Below are 15,945 nucleotides of genomic sequence, written 5' to 3' on the forward strand. Positions count from 1 at the left end.
CCCCGCACCCGTGCGCCACGCGTCATAGATCAGGCCGAATGCGCGCCGCCCGCCAGAGAGGCCACAAATTCCGCAACCTCGGCTGCGGGCTTGCCCTCGGCGACCTGTTTCACGATGGCCGAGCCCACGACACAGCCATCGGCAATCGCGGCGATCTCGCGCGCGGCCTCCGGAGTGTTGATCCCGAAGCCAACGATCACTGGCAGATCGGTCGATGCCTTGATCCGTGCCACTTCGGGCGCCACATCCGCAGCCTGCGCGGCAGCGCCTCCGGTGATGCCCGTCACCGAGACATAATAGACGAAACCGGAGGTGTTCTGCAGCACCTTGGGCAGGCGTTTCGCATCGGTGGTGGGGGTTGCCAGCCGGATAAAGTTGATCCCTGCCGCCTGCGCCGGAAGGCACAGCTCGCTATCTTCCTCGGGCGGCAGATCCACCACGATCAGCCCGTCGATCCCGGCGGCTTTCGCATCCGCCAGGAACCTGTCCACACCGCGCGAATAGATCGGGTTGTAATAGCCCATCATCACGATCGGGGTCACAGTGTCGGTCTTGCGGAACTCGGCGGCCATATCCAGCGTCTTCTGCAGTGTCATGCCGCCATCGAGCGCGCGCTGTCCTGCAAGCTGGATGGTCGAGCCATCGGCCATCGGATCGGTGAAGGGCATGCCCAGTTCGATGATATCCACGCCCGCACCCGGCAGCGCCTTCATCACATCGAGCGAGCGTTCCACATCGGGATCGCCACCCATGATATAGGCGACAAAGGCCTTTTTACCTTCGGCCTTGAGCGCTGCGAATTTTGCGTCGATGCGGGTGGTTTCCATGACATGCTCCCTGATCTTTGCGCCTCTTTTCGCGTAAGCCGCCGCTATTGTCTAGCAAAGCCTGCATCACAAGCTCTCGCCACGCCGCGCAATCTTGCATGAAATGCCCGGGCGCTTTAGGAACGGGCCAGAAATTCAGGACCGTTTTGCCAAGGAGAGCGTGATGGGCTTTAAGATGGGTATCGTGGGTCTGCCGAATGTCGGCAAGTCGACCCTGTTCAACGCGCTGACCAAAACGGCAGCGGCGCAGGCTGCAAACTTCCCGTTTTGCACGATCGAACCGAATGTGGGGGATGTGGCCGTGCCCGACCCGCGTCTGGAAAAACTGGCCAGCATCGCAGGGTCCAAGGAGATCATCCCGACCCGCATGACCTTCGTCGATATTGCCGGTCTGGTGAAGGGCGCGTCCAAGGGTGAAGGTCTGGGCAACCAGTTCCTCGCCAATATCCGCGAGACCGATGCCATCGCGCAGGTGCTGCGCTGCTTCGAGGATGATGACGTCACCCATGTCGATGGCCGTATCGATCCGGTGGCCGATGCCGAGACCATCGAGACCGAGCTGATGATCGCCGATCTGGAATCGGTAGAGAAGCGTCTGGCCAATCTCGTGCGCAAGATCCGTGGTGGTGACAAGGACGCCAAAGAGCAGGAGAGGCTGCTACTGGCCGCGAAAGAGGCGCTCGAGGCGGGCCGTCCGGCCCGCACCGTGCAGATCTCGGACGAGGACCAGAAAGCATGGCGCATGCTGCAACTGCTGACCTCGAAGCCGATCCTCTATGTCTGCAATGTCGAGGAAAGCTCGGCCTCGACCGGCAATTCGCTCTCGGCCAAAGTGGCCGAGATGGCCGCGGCACAGGGCGCGGGCACGGTGGTGATCTCGGCCAAAATCGAGGAAGAGATCAGCCAGCTCGACGCCGAGGAAGCCGAAATGTTCCTTGGCGAGATGGGGCTCGAGGAGGCCGGTCTCGACCGTCTGATCCGTGCGGGCTACGAGCTTTTGGGTCTGCAGACCTATTTCACAGTGGGCCCCAAAGAGGCGCGTGCGTGGACCATCCCGCAGGGCACTCTGGCCCCGCAGGCCGCAGGTGTCATCCATGGTGATTTCGAGCGTGGTTTCATCCGTGCCGAGACCGTCGCCTATGACGACTATGTCGCGGGCAACGGCGAGGCCGGTGCCAAGGAAGCGGGCAAGTTCCGCGTGGAAGGCAAGACCTACGAGGTCAAAGACGGCGACGTCCTGCACTTCCTGTTCAACGCCTGAGCGCGTCCCGAAAATCAGGACCGATCCGGAAGGGGTGGCTTGCGCCGCCCCTTTTTCGTGAGGGACGACCCCATCCGCCATACCGCTTCACAACGTAGAAAATAGGCGAAAACCGAGCCTAATCAGGTAGATATGTGAGAGTGTAGATGGATGCGCTGGCAGCCCGTAGGGGAATCGAACCCCTCTTTCCAGGTTGAAAACCTGGCGTCCTAACCGATAGACGAACGGGCCACTCTGGCGTGTTCGGCGGTGTCAGTGGCAGCCCGTAGGGGAATCGAACCCCTCTTTCCAGGTTGAAAACCTGGCGTCCTAACCGATAGACGAACGGGCCATTTCTGACACGCCTGCGTTGCAAGTGGCAGCCCGTAGGGGAATCGAACCCCTCTTTCCAGGTTGAAAACCTGGCGTCCTAACCGATAGACGAACGGGCCATGCTTGCGGCGTGGGGCGGTAGATAGTCGAGGTTTATCCGCCGCGCAAGAGGTTTTTTCACGATATTCTCACCTGTCGTAACGCATGGTGGAAAGAGCTATGAAAATAAGGCGTTTCAAAGGGTTTCGACAGCCGGAGACGCATCCTCGAGCCGCAATTGGACCTTGTTGCGGCCGCCCCACGAGTTGATTTCCAACCGTCCTGCCAAGTGGAATCGCGTGGCCCCCGGTTTGGCGAGGGCCGGACCGATGGCGCTGTCGAAGGCCCCGAAGGCGATGGCATCGCGTTTCTGGCCGAGCCCGTCACCAAAGGAGAATCGCAGATGCGACTCGCCCACCTGACGCGCGCCCGTGATCTCCATTGCGGGGAAGGCGAAGCGTGGCGCGGGCGCGCCCTGACCAAAGGGGCCGGCCTGTTCGATCTGCTCGATCAGATCGGTGGTGACCGCGCCCGGCATCAGGAGCGTGTCGATGCGCAGATCGCGCGGACCACCGGTGCCTGCGCCCTGTTTGGCCAGCAATTCCGCCAGACGCTCCATCGCGGCCTCCAGCTTGCCTTCCTCGACCGTCAGGCCGGCAGCCATCTTGTGGCCACCCCCTTTCAGCAAAAGCCCCTCGGCGGCCACACGTTGGATCGAAGCCCCCAGATCCACACCATTGACCGAGCGCGCCGAGCCCTTGCCGATCCCCTGATCGAGCCCGATCACCACGGCGGGGCGGTTGGTGGCCTCCTTGAGGCGGGCGGCGACGATCCCCACCACACCCGGATGCCAGCCTTCGCCCGCAGCCCAGACCAGAGGCGCATCGAGGCCGCGTTCCTCGGCCTGTTTCAGGGCGGCTTCGCGCACGCGGTTCTCGATATCGCGGCGGTCGGTATTAAGCTGGTCAAGGCGGGCGGCCAGCGCCTCCGCCTCGGCGGTATCATCGGTTGATAGAAGCCGCGCGCCCAGATCGGCGGCGCCGATCCGTCCGCCCGCATTGATCCGCGGCCCCAGAAGGAAGCCCAGATGATAGGCATTGGGGGCCTGATCCATCCGTGCCACATCGGCCAGCGCGCGCAGCCCCACGCGGTCGCGCCGCCCCATGACCTTCAGGCCTTGGCGCACCAGCGCGCGATTGCAACCAATGAGCGGAGCCACATCGGCCACCGTGGCCAGCGCCACCAGATCCAGCATGGCGATGAGGTCCGGGCCCTTGAGGCTCTCGCTCCGCATCAGGCGGTTCACATCGACCAGCATCAGGAAGACCACGGAGGCGGCGCAGAGATGCGCGAGGTCCTTTGTCTCGTCCTGCCGGTTGGGGTTTACGCAGGCCACGCAATCGGGCAGGGTCTCGCCGCCCAGATGGTGATCGAGGATAATTACATCCGCGCCCCTGGCCGCCGCCACCGGCTCGTGCGAGAGCGTGCCGCAATCGACGCAGACGATTAGGTCGTGATCCCGTGCAAGGGCCTCCATCGCGGGGACATTGGGGCCATAGCCCTCGTCGATCCGGTCGGGGATATAGAGCGTGGGGGGTACCCCCATCTGCTTGAGCCAGACCATCAGGAGCGCGGCAGAAGACCCGCCATCAACATCGTAATCGGCAAAGATCGCGATCCGCTCGCGGCGTTTGACCGCGGCCAGAAACCGGGTCGAGGCTTTCTCCATATCCAGCATCTCGCGCGGATCGGGCAGCAGGTCGCGTAAGGTCGGCTCGAGGAAGCTTGCCGCCTCCATCGGCGGCACGCCGCGCGCCACGAGGATGCGGGCGAGGGGATGGGGCAGGCGGGTTTCCTGCACCATGGCTTCGGTCAACCGATCGGATTCGGGGCCGGGGCCCACCCAATGGCGATTGGTCAGCGATTGTTCGACATTCAGAAAGGCACTCATGGCGCAGTCCTAGCCCAAAAGAGGGCGGTGCCGCCAGAGGCAACTGGGGAAAAGCAGCGCGGGTTACAGGCTGCGCTGGCGTCGGGGATAATAGGTCCATGCGATGAAGCGGCTGGTCTTCTGGCCCTGCGCCATTTCGACCATGCGCATCTCGTCCACCCTCGCGTCACGCAGCAGCCGCTCGAGCACGCGCAGATTGTACTTCTTGGAGACGAGCGAGGTGAACCACAGGCATTGCTCGGCATAGATCCGGCTTTGGGTGATCATCGTCGAGAGAAACCCGATCTCGCCGCCCTCGCACCATAGCTCGGCATTCTGCCCGCCAAAATTCAGCGCCTTCGACTTTCCGTGGCCGAGATTGCGCCATTTGCGCTCGGTGCCCTTTTGCGCCTCCTCCATCGAGGCATGGAAGGGGGGGTTGCAGAGTGTGACGTGGAAAAGATCATCGGCAGTGAGGAGGCCCTTGAAGATATTTTCGGCGTCGGGCTGCTGTCTCAGCTCGATCGGCAGCGCGTTCCGCTCGCAGATTGCCTGCGCCGAGGCGATGGAGACGGGGTCGATATCGGCGCCCGTGAAGCTCCAGCCATATTCGCGCAGCCCTGTCAGCGGGTAGACGAGGCTCGCGCCCGTCCCGATATCGAGCGCACGGATACCCGGCCCGCGCGGGATGCGGCCCCGATCGGCCTCTGCCAGAAGATCAGCCAGATAATGGATGTAATCGACACGACCGGGAATGGGCGGGCAGAGATAGGTTTCGGGGATGTCCCAGTCGTCGATGCCGTAATGCGTCTTCAGTAATGCGCGGTTGAGGGCGCGGACCGCTTTGGCATCCTTGAAATCGATGGTGGTGCCGCCCGAGGGGTTGAGCGTGGTGAAACCGGCCAGATCGGGGCTGTCCGCCAGAAGGCGCGCAAAATCATAGCCGTCCCGATGCTGGTTGCGGGGGTGGAGCAGGGGTTTGCTGGCCATAGGGCGCATCCTCGGATTGCGGCAAAAGGAAAGGCCACCGGACCTGTATCCGGTGGCCATAGGCCCTGTCCTAGCCGACAGAGCGCGCTGGGAAAAGCCGCTTACTTGCGGGTGGTGGGGTTGCGATAGAGCATCCGGCGCACCGAGCCGGTTTTCGAGCGCATCAGCACCGTCTCGGTCTCGATGTAATCGGGGGTGCGCTTCACGCCCTTCATGATCGAGCCATTGGTCACGCCCGTCATCGCCACGATCACATCCGAGGTCACCAGCTCGTCGCGCGCATAGATCTTGTCGAGATCGGTAATGCCTGCCTTTGCCGCGCGGCCCTTCTCGTCATCATTGCGGAACAGCAGCTTGCCCCACATCTGGCCGCCCATGCATTTGAGCGCGGAGGCTGCCAGAACGCCCTCGGGCGCGCCGCCCGAACCCATATACATATCGATACCGGTGGCCTCTGCCTCGGCGCAATGGATGATGCCGGCGACATCGCCATCGGTGATCAGGCGGATCGCGGCGCCGGTCGAGCGGACTTCCTTGATCATGTCCTGATGGCGCTCGCGGTCGAGGATGCACACGGTGATGTCACGCGGTGCCACACCTTGGGCCTTGGCGAGCGCGTTCACGCGTTCGGCGGGCGACATATCGAGGGTGACGACGTCTTTCTCGTAGCCCGGACCGATGGCGAGCTTTTCCATATAGACATCGGGCGCATGCAGCAGCGTGCCGCGCGGTGCCATGGCGATCACGGTCAGCGCATTGGGCATGTCGAGCGCGGTCAGCGTGGTGCCTTCGAGCGGGTCGAGCGCGATATCCACGGCAGGGCCGGTGCCGGTGCCGACTTCCTCGCCGATATAGAGCATGGGGGCTTCGTCGCGCTCCCCCTCGCCGATCACGACCACGCCCTGAATGTCGAGCATGTTCAACTGCTCGCGCATGGCGTTCACGGCCGCCTGATCCGCGGCCTTCTCGTCACCGCGCCCGATCAGATCGGCGCTGGCATGGGCTGCGGCCTCCGATACGCGGGCCAGGCCCAGCGAGAGCATGCGGTCATTGAAATCTACGGGAGTGTTCATGTCTTGTCCTGTTTAATGCGCTTGCGCGCAGTGCAAATGGGCCAACGCCAAGAAAACCCGTTTGCCAGGGCAGGGCAACCCCCGTGACCGCTAACAGCCTGAAGTTAGTGCTTTTGGCGGGCGGATTTCTGCGCGCGGAGCGGGGCAGGGGAAGGCATGCTGCGGTGGGCTGTCCCGCAGGCACAGAGCGGGGGACGCGTCATGAAGAAGGCGGGGACTGGCCCCGCCTTCTCCTTACACTTCCTCGATACGCAGGGCGACGGGGTCGCCTTGCACCACGCCGGTCTGCGGGAAGCTGGCGATTGCGTGGTCGATTGCATCAGTGGTCGTCTTATGGGTGACGATCAGCACGGGGGCGGCGCTATCGGCATGGCCATATTGACGCATCCGCGAGATCGAGATGCCCGCATTACCGAGCGCCTGTGCCACCTTGGCCAGCGCCCCCGGTTTGTCGGCCAGATTGATGCGCAGGTAATAGGGCGCGGGGGCCGTGGCCGAGGCATGGGTCGCATCGCTCAGCTGGGCGGCCGGAATGCCGAAGGTCGGCAGGCGCAAACCGCGCGCGATATCGGAGACATCGCCCATCACGGCGCTGGCGGTCGGGCCCTCGCCCGCGCCTGCGCCCCTCAGCACGATCTGGCCCACGCTATCGCCTTCGATGACCACCATATTCGTGCCGCCCGAAAGCTGGCCCAAGGCCGAGGTGGCTGGCACGAGGCAGGGGGTCATACGCTGCTCGAGGCCACGGCCCGTCATCTGCGCTACGCCCAGCAGCTTGATCTTGTAGCCCATATCGCCCGCACGACGGATATCGTCGATCGAGATGCGCCCGATACCTTCGAGGACCACATCATCGAAGGCCACCTTGGTGCCGAAGGCGATGGAGGCCAGAAGCGAGAGCTTGTGACCGGCATCGATGCCGCCCACATCGAGATTGGGGTCGGCTTCCAGATAGCCCAGCTGGCGGGCTTCCTCGAATACGGTCGCATAGGGCAGGCCCGCATCCTCCATCCGCGTCAGGATGTAGTTGCAGGTGCCGTTCATCACGCCCATGACGCGGCGGATCTGGTTGCCGGCCATGCCTTCGGTCAAGGTCTTGATCACGGGGATGCCACCGGCAACCGCCGCCTCGAAACGGATCACGCGGCCAAGGCTCTCGGCCAGTTCTGCCAGCGCCTGCCCGTGATGGGCCAGCAGCGCCTTATTGGCGGTGACCACATCCTTGCCGGTTTTCAAAGCGGCTTCGGTCGCGTCCTTCGCGGCACCTTCATGGCCGCCCATCAGCTCGACGAAAACATCAATGTCGTCGCGCTTGGCGAGGCTGACCGCGTCGGTTTCCCAGGCGTAGCCCGACAGATCGGCATCGCGGTTCTTGGTCCGGTCACGGGCGCAAACGGCGGTGATTTCCACGCGACGGCCCGTGCGGGCGGCCAGCAGCTCGGCATGGCGCTGGACAATCTTGACGACGCCGATCCCCACTGTGCCAAGGCCGGCAATGCCGAGACGAAGAGCGGGGCCGGTCGCGGGCTGTGTGGACATGAGATACCTCATCGGAATTGGTCAGAGTTGGGGTCTGTTAGCCGGAAAACCCTGTCCGTGCAACGCGCATCGTCGGCAAGGCACGGCAGAGATTCATCAGGTGGCGACAGCGAGGTGAAGCTCAGTTCTCGCCGGTCGGGGCATTGCGCAGCGCCTCGGCCTCGGCCCTGAGCGCGTCGGCCCGTGCTTCGAGCGCCCGGCTTGCGGTGTAATCGGGCTCGGGCGTGGGGGTGAGAATCTGGTCGAGGGGAAGAAGCTCCGGATAGCCGCCGTCCATCATCGGCCCTCCGCCACAGGCCGAAAGCGCGGCGCAGAGCAGCGGGATCAGGGCGAGGCAGGGCAGATGTCGCATCGATTCTCCTTCCGACGGGGCAGGGCCGACCATAGGCAGGGCCGCAGGCCTTGACCAGCCCGATCGGGGTCCATTGACACGATCAGGACGCGTCATCCCAAGTGATGGCGGTGCCACGCCGACGGGTCACGATGAAGTTCCCGATAGGTATCCCGTCGGCGCTCTGTTCCATGCCGACATTGAACGTGCTCTGGGTGCCGCCACTGCCCGGCAGGAGAAGCACGAGATTGCTGAGATTGAAGGGCGGGCGGTAGCGATAGATCGTCTCGACAATGACCGCTGTATCGCCCGCACCGAGGATCGGAATACGGTCCGCCTGTGTTTTCAGGGATTTCTTCGTTTGCGGTGTCAGCCCGTCAGGCGAATAGGATTCGTCCACACCGACAAACTTGTCCACCCCGTCGCAGACATTGGTATTGTTCTTCGCGCCGCATGTGATGAGGGTGACCCGCAGTGAGGTCTGCCCGTCGAAGCTGGACCGCGACGCGAAGTCGAAGACCTTCTTCATCCCCGCGATATAGGCGGGGCCGATGGCCGAACGCTCGCGCGAGAGGATATCGGCCACATCATAGGACGCGCGGGCGACCTCGCCTTTGGTGCGGAACGCATCGTAGAACTGGAAGGCCAGAAAGACCCAGACGGTCAGGATCAGATAGCCGAAGACCGCCTCGATCGGGATCGAGCCGTCTTCATTGTGGCGCAAGCGGGAGAGGCGGAGGCGTATCATTGCTGGATCGGTTCGTTGGCAAAGACAGTGATCGATACGAGGTTCATCTCTCCGTCATCATCCTTGGCAAGCATCGCCCATTTCAGAATGCTCGCGGCAGAGATATTCATCAGCGTGTCTGTCAGCAGGGAAGGCACTTTGAGACAGGCCCGCATCAGCATGATCTGGTTCTCGGTGCCCTGCTGGAGGACGGGTTTCGCATCTAGTGCCTTGCCGTCGCTATAATCATGACAGATGGCCGTCGTGCTCCAGTCGGGAGCGGTCCATGTGCTCCGGTCGACGGCGACAAGCTCGATGGTCAGCTGGTCTGTGCAGTGCTTGATTAGGCCGATATTGCGGCACATATTGCTCTTGATCTTTTCCTGGGAGGGGAAAGTGCTGCCATAGGTCTGCAGTCGCAGGTTGCGCGCGGTGATCTCGAGACCGCGGTCGAGCATGGTCTGTTTGCTCTGCAGCACAAAGATCTGCACACCCGCAAAGACGAACATCAGGAAGAAGGGCAGCACGATGGCCGCGGCCACCGTGCTGGCGCCGGATTGGTCGTGGTGGAAACGTCCGAGTAGGCTTCGTCGCATCGTCTTCCCTCAATTCGTCAGGCGTAGCGAGTTGATCGAGGCAGCGATCTCGGCGAAGGCATCGGTCAGTTCGTCTGAGGTGATGTCATAGTAATAGCCATCGCCCGACGAACAGGATTTCAATATAGCGGCACCGTTATCGGGGGCATCGACCGCGAGCGTATAGATCAGGATGTCATTGGCTTTCGCGGTGGTGCAGATCGCCTTAAGCGCCGTGTCCTTTTTGGTGAAGGTGTTGCCATCGGAAAAAACGGCGTAGGTGCCCGGGAAAGATGTGCTGCGTTTGATGGTCTTATAGACTGCATCGAAATAGGTATAGGCAACGTATTCGTGCCGGAAATTGAGTTTGCCCCAAACCGTCGACCAGTCGATTTGGTAGAGCTTGCCCGTGTCGGAGACATAATTCTTCTGTGTGCCGCCATAACGGGATGTGGAGGTCGTGTAGAAGCCATTGCTGTCGCGGTAATACCACTTCTTGTTGGTCAGACGATACCATTTGGTGGTGCTGTAGCTATCGTCGTGCCAGTAGAGCGAGTCCCATTCGCTGGTCGTGGAGCTGTTGGTGGAGCCGGAATCGGCAGGGTTCAGCGAATCCGCGCTTTTGGTCGAGTAGAGTTCGGAGGGCCCGCTCTGGTATTTCTGTTTGATGCTGAACGACCCGGTATTCTCGCCATCCGTCATCAGGACCATTACCTTGATCGAACGGTCGTCGATATCTGCCGTGCCATCAAGGTCGTACTCATAGGGGCGGGCGTCGAGGGAGGAGTCCACGTCCCCTTCGCTGATCAGATTGTCGACGACCGGCTGGGCCGCAGGATCAAGCAGTGCCAGACCCCAGCGCGCACCGATATCGATGGCCGTATCGCCACTGGCCTTCAGGCTGCCGATCTTTTTCTCGATGTCAGTCTGTGAATTGCTGAAGGGCAGGACCGGGGAGTAGCTTTGCTCGTCACAGTTCGACACCCAGGTGTGATAGGGGAACTGCCATCCGTTATAGTTGTCGGCATTATAGCCGAAGCGCACATAGTAATCGAGGCTGTCGCCCGACATCGTGCGCTGGATCGCAGTGGTCGGGCTGATGGCGATGGTATCGGTCGGCAGTAGGAAGACATCACCACAGGTCGTGTCCGTCTGTTCGGTGGACAGGTTGAACTGTGCCGCCAGATCATCGCCCAGAACGACCTGCTGGTTATAGGGGATGACCGAGATCGACAGCCGTCCATCGGGTGCGTTTTCGGGCTGCACCTTGGTAAACATCTGGTCCACGAATGTATCCGCGCCCTCCTGCAGGGCCGCGAGGCGGGTCACGCCGTCACCGACATCGGTCGCCATCGAGCCCGACACGTCGAGCACCAGCGAGACCTCGACATTGCCGATGGCCTCATAGGCCTCGCTGACGATCTTGGTGGAGAGCGTCTTGATGCCGATCTGCGCGAGTTGTCCCATGAAGCTCGTCGTCATGGTATCGGTCGCCTCGATGCGGACCCTGCGCCATTCCCCGTAGCTACCTTCGGTGACGGTCACGGTTCGGTCGACATCCTCGAGCCCCGCTTTCTTGAGATAGTCATCCACCACAAGCTCGGGATCGAGTTCCTGGCTTAGCGAGGCGGCTGCAAGGGAGGCACGGTCAAGGACCGCAAGGATCTGGGTCCGGCGGGCTTCGAAATGCATGAAGTCGAGCGCCACGCCCGAGAGGACCAGCAGCACCGTCAGCAGGATGATCGTCAGCGGAAGGATCGCGCCGGTTTCCTCGTCGCGCATCCGCATGGCAGGCCGTAGGCTCCGGCAGGCCATATCGGGCAGGCGGGTGCGGCTATGGACCATTGGACGAACTCCGGGCGGGCAGAGGGGGACGTGTAACGAGGCTACTTCTTCATGTCTTCTTAATCTTTTGCATGGGGCAGAATTGGGGCAATTCTCGGGCAGGAATGGTGTTTGTGTTGAGCATTCAGGGAGGATTGCAGCGAACTGTTCAGATTGGATCAATCACGGTAGGCAAAGCGGCCTGAATCTAGCGCGTATTTTAGCTATCTCGGCACTTTTTTGATGCTTTGCGGCCAAAACATGTCGGATCGGATCCGGCGGCAGGCCGGAGAATTTTGCGTCAACTTGATCCCGCACCCTCTGGACAGGGGCGCGAACTGCGCCGATATACTCCCTATGAGCTTGCCGCCAGGATTCCTCGACGAACTACGCAACCGCCTCTCGATCTCGCAGGTGATCGGGCGGAAAGTCATGTGGGATAATCGCAAGTCCAATCAGGCCAAGGGCGATATGTGGGCGCCTTGCCCGTTCCATCAGGAAAAATCCGCGTCTTTCCATGTGGATGATCGCAAAGGCTACTATTACTGTTTTGGCTGCCATGCCAAAGGTGACGCGCTGACCTTCGTGCGCGAGACCGAGAATGTCGGGTTCATGGAAGCGGTCGAGATCCTCGCCACCGAGGCGGGGATGCAGATGCCCGCCCGCGATCCGCGGGCGCAGGAGAAATCCGACCGCCGGACCGAGCTTGCCAAGGTCATGGAAGAGGCGCTGAAATTCTACCGTCTGATGCTCAACACGCAGGCGGGGCAGGGTGCGCGCGACTATCTCGCACGGCGCAAGTTGGGCCCCGAGGCGCAGGCGCGTTTCGAGATAGGTTTTGCCCCCGATGGCTGGCAGGGCCTGTGGGATACGCTGCGCGCCAAGGGAATCGCCGAAGACCTGATCATCGGTGCGGGGCTCGCCAAGGCCTCGACCAAGGGAAAGCAGCCCTATGATGTCTTCCGCAACCGCATCATCTATCCGATCCGGGACCCCCGCGGGCGGTGTATCGGCTTTGGCGGGCGGGCGATGGACCCCAATGATAACGCCAAGTATCTGAATTCGCCCGAGACCGAACTCTTTGACAAGGGCCGCTCGCTCTATAATCACGGGCCCGCCCGCGAGGCGTGCGGCAAGGGGGCGCAGCTTGTGGTCTGTGAAGGCTATATGGATGTGATCGCGCTCGTGGAGGCGGGGTTTGGTGGCGCGGTAGCGCCTCTGGGCACCGCTGTCACCGAGACCCAGTTACAGCTTTTGTGGCGTATCCATGACGAGCCGGTCATCGCGCTTGATGGTGATACGGCCGGTATCCGCGCTGCCCATCGGGTGATCGATCTTGCACTGCCGCTGATGGAGGCGGGCAAGGGGCTGCGCATCGCGATCATGCCCGAAGGACAGGACCCCGACGATCTGATCAAGGCCAAGGGGCGCGAGGCGATGGCCGAGGTGCTGAAGACCGCGCGTCCGATGATCGAGCTGATGTGGAGCCGTGCCATCGAGGGGCGTGTGTTCGACAGCCCCGAGCGCAAAGCCGCGCTCGACAAGGAACTGCGCGCGGCAATCTCGCAGATCAAGGATCCCTCGATTCGCGCGCATTATGGTGAGGAAATCCGCCAGAAGCGCCGCGAACTGTTCGGGCTGGGCCGCGAGCCCGAGCGGGATTTCTCGGGCCGTGGGGCTTACTCACAGAGCTATCAACAGGATTATCAACAAGGCGGTGGTAATTTCCGCCGTAATTATCCACAGGGCCGCAATGGCGGGCGGGGCGGTTGGGGCAAGCTGCCCGCGCTGCCGCTCGAGCAGACCCGCAACTCCATGCTGGCCGTGGCGCAGGATGCGGCGGTGGCCGAAAATCTGCGCGCGGCGATGGTGCTGGCGATCTTTGTTTCGCATCCACGGCTGGTGGCCGAGTTCGAGGCACAGCTGGAAAATGCACCCTTTGCCAATCCCGATCACGACCGGTTACGCAATCTGATGCTCCGGAATCTGGGGCTTGAGCCGGAAGAATTGACGCGGCTCTTGCAAAATCAGATGGGGGACTATCTTGAAAATATGATGAGTTTGCCCCATCTCCGTAGCGCGCCGCCCGTGGTGAAGGTTACGGATACGGCGCTTGCGCGTATGTGTCTGGCCGAAGAACTGGCAAAACTCGACGCCGAACGGGCCGTGCGGGCCGAAGTGGAAGATGCGATGGAAGACTTGGAAGGCGTCGCCGATGAAGGGCTGACATGGCGCCTGAGCCAAGCAACGCGACAAAAACAGAAGGCGTCGCGTTCAAAACTGGATGATACGAGTGATATGGGGGAAGACCGCGCAGCGCTTTCGGCGTATTTGCAATCGGTCATCGATCAAGAGATATGGCGGAAGAAAAAATGACGCGGTGATGCAACGCCCTGAATATGATCGATTCACCCCCCTGTGATTCGGTCGAATGATTCGATAATACAGCGGGATATGATTCGTACCCGCCCTAGCCGTGCTACAGCCCAAGCCGATCAAGGAGCGCCCATGGCCGCCAAAGACATCGACGATAACAAGCCTAATACCGCCAATGACGATGGTACGTCCTTCGACATGTCGAAGACGGCGGTCAAACGCATGATCGCCGAGGCCAAGGAAAAAGGTTACATCACCTATGACCAGCTGAACGCGGTCATGCCGCCCGATCAGGTGTCGGGCGACCAGATCGAGGACGTCATGTCGATGCTCTCAGAGATGGGCATCAATGTGATCGAGGACGAGGAAGCAGACGAGGATGCGTCCGAGAATGACGGCTCCTCTTCCGGCGGTGCGCTGGCCACTGTTGGCGGGGGTTCGCGCGAGGTCGCGCTTTCGTCAGGCTCCGGCGAGACGTTGGACCGCACCGATGACCCCGTTCGGATGTATCTGCGCGAGATGGGCTCGGTGGAACTGCTGTCGCGCGAGGGCGAGATCGCCATCGCCAAGCGGATCGAGGCGGGCCGGAACACCATGATCGCCGGGCTGTGCGAAAGCCCGCTGACCTTCCAGGCGATCACGATCTGGCGTGACGAACTTCTGGAAGAAGACATTCTGCTGCGCGACGTGATCGACCTCGATGCGACCTTCGGCCGCTCGCTCGATGAAGAGGGCGAGGATGACGAGCATGTCGTTGGTGGCGTCGGCGGTGGTGATGCGCAGGTGCGCCCTGCCGAAAAGACGCAGGAATTCGACGCCGACGGCAATCCGATCGATTCGGATGACGAGGATGAGGACGACGCGCCCAACATGTCGCTCGCTGCGATGGAAGCCGCGCTGAAGCCGCGTGTTCTCGAGACGCTCGAATCCATCGCGCTGCTTTATGACGATCTGGCCGAAATGCAGGATATGCGGATGTCGGCCACCCTGAACGAGGATGGCACCTTCTCGGTCTCCGATGAGGCGGCCTATCAGAAGAAGCGCTCCGAGATCGTCGAACTGGTGAACTCGCTTCATCTGCATAACAACCGGATCGAGGCGCTGATCGATCAGCTTTACGGGATTAACCGCCGTATCATGTCGACCGATTCGGCGATGGTGAAACTGGCTGATCAGGCCCGTATCAACCGCCGCGAATTCGTGGAATCCTATCGTGGCTACGAGCTGGACCCGACCTGGGTCGATGCAATGGCTGCCAAACCCGGCCGTGGCTGGCAGACCCTGATGGAGAAATATCGCGACAAGGTGGAAGAGCTGCGTGGCGATATGGCCCAGATCGGGACCTATATCGGTGTGGATATCACCGAGTTCCGCCGCATCGTGAATCAGGTCCAGAAGGGCGAGAAAGAGGCGCGCGCCGCCAAGAAGGAGATGGTCGAGGCCAACCTCCGTCTGGTGATCTCGATCGCCAAGAAATACACCAACCGCGGTCTGCAATTCCTCGATCTTATCCAGGAAGGGAATATCGGCCTGATGAAGGCTGTGGATAAGTTCGAATATCGCCGCGGCTACAAGTTCTCGACCTATGCGACCTGGTGGATCCGTCAGGCGATCACCCGCTCGATCGCCGATCAGGCGCGCACCATCCGTATTCCGGTGCACATGATCGAAACGATCAACAAGCTGGTCCGCACCGGTCGTCAGATGCTGCACGAGATCGGCCGCGAGCCGACGCCGGAAGAACTGGCCGAAAAGCTGCAGATGCCGCTCGAGAAGGTCCGCAAGGTGATGAAGATCGCCAAGGAGCCGATCTCGCTCGAAACCCCGATCGGGGACGAGGAAGACAGCCAGCTGGGCGATTTCATCGAGGACAAGAATGCCGTGCTGCCGCTCGACAGCGCGATTCAGGAAAACCTCAAGGAAACCACCACGCGGGTTCTGGCCTCGCTCACCCCGCGCGAGGAACGGGTTCTGCGGATGCGTTTCGGCATCGGCATGAATACCGACCATACGCTCGAAGAAGTGGGTCAGCAGTTCTCGGTGACGCGCGAGCGGATCCGTCAGATCGAGGCGAAGGCGCTGCGCAAGCTGAAGCACCCCTCGCGCTCGCGCAAGCTGCGGTCGTTCCTCGACCAATAACC

Annotated in this window: 12 protein-coding genes and 3 tRNA genes; 3 read left to right on the forward strand and 12 right to left on the reverse strand. The window is 61.7% G+C overall.

The genetic code is table 11. The annotated features are described in order from the left end of the window. Positions 1-29: 29 nt before the first annotated feature. On the reverse strand, positions 30-827 hold the full coding sequence (trpA, locus tag WDB91_RS07615; protein ID WP_339111981.1) for a tryptophan synthase subunit alpha: 798 nt from the start codon (positions 825-827) through the stop codon (positions 30-32). 163 nt (positions 828-990) lie between these two features. Here trpA and ychF point away from each other — a divergent pair, with 163 nt between their 5' ends. Then, positions 991-2,088 (forward strand): redox-regulated ATPase YchF, encoded by a 1,098-nt coding sequence (gene ychF, locus WDB91_RS07620; RefSeq protein ID WP_339111982.1) that lies wholly within the window; start codon positions 991-993, stop codon positions 2,086-2,088. Positions 2,089-2,244: 156 nt separating this feature from the next. Here the strand turns inward: ychF and WDB91_RS07625 are convergent. From WDB91_RS07625 to WDB91_RS07675, 11 genes are all read right to left on the reverse strand, one after another. Next, a tRNA-Glu gene (locus tag WDB91_RS07625) sits at positions 2,245-2,319 on the reverse strand. A 25-nt stretch (positions 2,320-2,344) separates the two neighbouring features. After that, a tRNA-Glu gene (locus WDB91_RS07630) sits at positions 2,345-2,419 on the reverse strand. A 25-nt stretch (positions 2,420-2,444) separates the two neighbouring features. Continuing rightward, a tRNA-Glu gene (locus WDB91_RS07635) sits at positions 2,445-2,519 on the reverse strand. 116 nt (positions 2,520-2,635) lie between these two features. Then, entirely contained in the window at positions 2,636-4,390 is a 1,755-nt protein-coding gene (gene recJ / locus WDB91_RS07640; RefSeq protein WP_339111983.1) for a single-stranded-DNA-specific exonuclease RecJ, read from the reverse strand. A gap of 63 nt (positions 4,391-4,453) precedes the next feature. Further along, on the reverse strand, positions 4,454-5,359 hold the full coding sequence (gene rlmF / locus WDB91_RS07645) for a 23S rRNA (adenine(1618)-N(6))-methyltransferase RlmF (RefSeq protein WP_339111984.1): 906 nt from the start codon (positions 5,357-5,359) through the stop codon (positions 4,454-4,456). Between the two features lie 101 nt (positions 5,360-5,460). After that, positions 5,461-6,432, reverse strand: coding sequence for a class II fructose-bisphosphatase (glpX, locus tag WDB91_RS07650; protein WP_339111985.1), 972 nt, complete (start codon positions 6,430-6,432; stop codon positions 5,461-5,463). Between the two features lie 234 nt (positions 6,433-6,666). Next, on the reverse strand, positions 6,667-7,971 hold the full coding sequence (locus WDB91_RS07655; protein WP_339111986.1) for a homoserine dehydrogenase: 1,305 nt from the start codon (positions 7,969-7,971) through the stop codon (positions 6,667-6,669). Positions 7,972-8,092: 121 nt separating this feature from the next. Continuing rightward, complete coding sequence (locus WDB91_RS07660; protein ID WP_339111987.1) at positions 8,093-8,323, reverse strand: hypothetical protein; 231 nt, start codon at positions 8,321-8,323, stop codon at positions 8,093-8,095. A gap of 82 nt (positions 8,324-8,405) precedes the next feature. Beyond that, the gene (locus tag WDB91_RS07665; protein ID WP_339111988.1) at positions 8,406-9,050 is read right to left on the reverse strand and encodes a hypothetical protein; all 645 of its coding nucleotides are present in this window, start codon (positions 9,048-9,050) and stop codon (positions 8,406-8,408) included. Then, positions 9,047-9,625, reverse strand: a complete 579-nt coding sequence (locus tag WDB91_RS07670) for a hypothetical protein (RefSeq protein WP_339111989.1) — start codon at positions 9,623-9,625, stop codon at positions 9,047-9,049. The genes WDB91_RS07665 and WDB91_RS07670 overlap by 4 nt, the downstream gene beginning before the upstream one ends. A gap of 9 nt (positions 9,626-9,634) precedes the next feature. Then, positions 9,635-11,449 (reverse strand): pilus assembly protein TadG-related protein, encoded by a 1,815-nt coding sequence (locus WDB91_RS07675; protein ID WP_339111990.1) that lies wholly within the window; start codon positions 11,447-11,449, stop codon positions 9,635-9,637. A gap of 336 nt (positions 11,450-11,785) precedes the next feature. Between WDB91_RS07675 and dnaG the strand changes: the two genes are divergently transcribed. Next, positions 11,786-13,804, forward strand: a complete 2,019-nt coding sequence (gene dnaG / locus WDB91_RS07680) for a DNA primase (RefSeq protein WP_339111991.1) — start codon at positions 11,786-11,788, stop codon at positions 13,802-13,804. Positions 13,805-13,936: 132 nt separating this feature from the next. Then, positions 13,937-15,943, forward strand: coding sequence for an RNA polymerase sigma factor RpoD (gene rpoD / locus WDB91_RS07685; protein WP_339111992.1), 2,007 nt, complete (start codon positions 13,937-13,939; stop codon positions 15,941-15,943). Positions 15,944-15,945 lie beyond the last annotated feature (2 nt).

Origin of the sequence: Thioclava sp. GXIMD2076 (assembly GCF_037949795.1) — a bacterium.
GTDB lineage: Bacteria > Pseudomonadota > Alphaproteobacteria > Rhodobacterales > Rhodobacteraceae > Thioclava > Thioclava kandeliae.